The sequence below is a fragment of the Vibrio sp. 1249-1 genome, assembly GCF_033340495.1.
In genome coordinates, this window is the sequence record NZ_JAWOWJ010000929.1 from 1 (window position 1) to 569 (window position 569).

The 569-nt window shown below is 47.1% G+C and carries 1 protein-coding gene; it reads right to left on the reverse strand.

The genetic code is table 11. The features are described from left to right. On the reverse strand, positions 1-569 hold a 569-nt coding region (gene metG / locus R7Z50_RS29745), incomplete at both ends, for a methionine--tRNA ligase subunit beta (protein WP_318150048.1).

Consider the following 569-nt stretch of genomic DNA (forward strand, 5'->3'; position numbering starts at 1 on the left):
GGTCGCTACCACCAGGGCCTGCCGCTAGGATCATGCCTTCAGACATACCGAATTTCATCTTACGAGGTTTTAGGTTCGCTACCATTACGGTTAGCTTGCCTTCTAGCTCTTCAGGTTTGTAGGCTGATTTGATGCCAGAGAAAACTTGACGAGTTTCACCACCGATGTCCAGTTGGAACTTAAGCAGTTTGTTTGCTTTAGGCACTTCTTCACAAGAGATGATGCGAGCGATGCGCAAATCCACTTGAGCAAAAGTATCAAACTCAATCTCGTCCGCGATTGGGTCTTTGCTTAGCTCAGTTTCTGTTTTAGCCGCTTCAGCTTTCTCTTTCGCTGCCATTTCTGCTGCAGCGTCTTCTTTCGATGCTTCGATCATCGCTTCGATGTTCTTTGGATCGATACGGTTGAATAGCGCTTTGAACTTAGTGATTTCGTGGCCAGTGAGTGGCTGACCAATGCCTTCCCAAGTTAGCTCTTGGTTTAGGAATGCTTCAGTACGTGCAGCAAGAGCTGGCATTACTGGTTTCAGGTAAGTCATCAGTACGCGGAACAGGTTGATACCTACAGAA